The sequence below is a fragment of the Vibrio sp. 10N.222.55.C6 genome (assembly GCF_041473395.1).
Classification (GTDB): Bacteria; Pseudomonadota; Gammaproteobacteria; order Enterobacterales; family Vibrionaceae; genus Vibrio; species Vibrio crassostreae_C.
Genome location: NZ_JBFRSD010000195.1, coordinates 1 through 350 on the forward strand (window position 1 = coordinate 1; position 350 = coordinate 350).

The following is a 350-nucleotide window of genomic DNA, read 5'->3' on the forward strand; positions in this document are numbered from 1 at the left end:
ATCCTCAACTACTTAAGATTGATCGCGTTGGGATGAGCCTAACCGAAGCACTCAGCAACGTAGGTGGTATTAACCAGCTGACGGCAGATGCAACGGGTGTGTTTGTGATCCGAACTTCTGATGATAAATCAGAACGCATGGCAGACATCTACCAACTGAATATGGAAGATGCATCAGCTTTAGTGATTGGCACCGAGTTTGATTTAAAGCCTTATGATATTGTTTACGTAACGGCAGCGCCAATCAGCCGCTGGAACCGTGTAATCGGTCAGCTTGTACCAACCATTTCAGGCTTCAACGACCTAACCGAAGGTATGTTGCGCGTTCGTAATTGGTAATAAACCCTGGTT

At 46.0% G+C, this 350-nt stretch carries 1 pseudogene; it reads left to right on the forward strand.

Annotated features, from left to right (window positions below):
• Nucleotides 1-338: pseudogene (locus tag AB4486_RS23195) on the forward strand (sugar transporter); the annotation flags it as partial.
• Nucleotides 339-350: the final 12 nt, after the last annotated feature.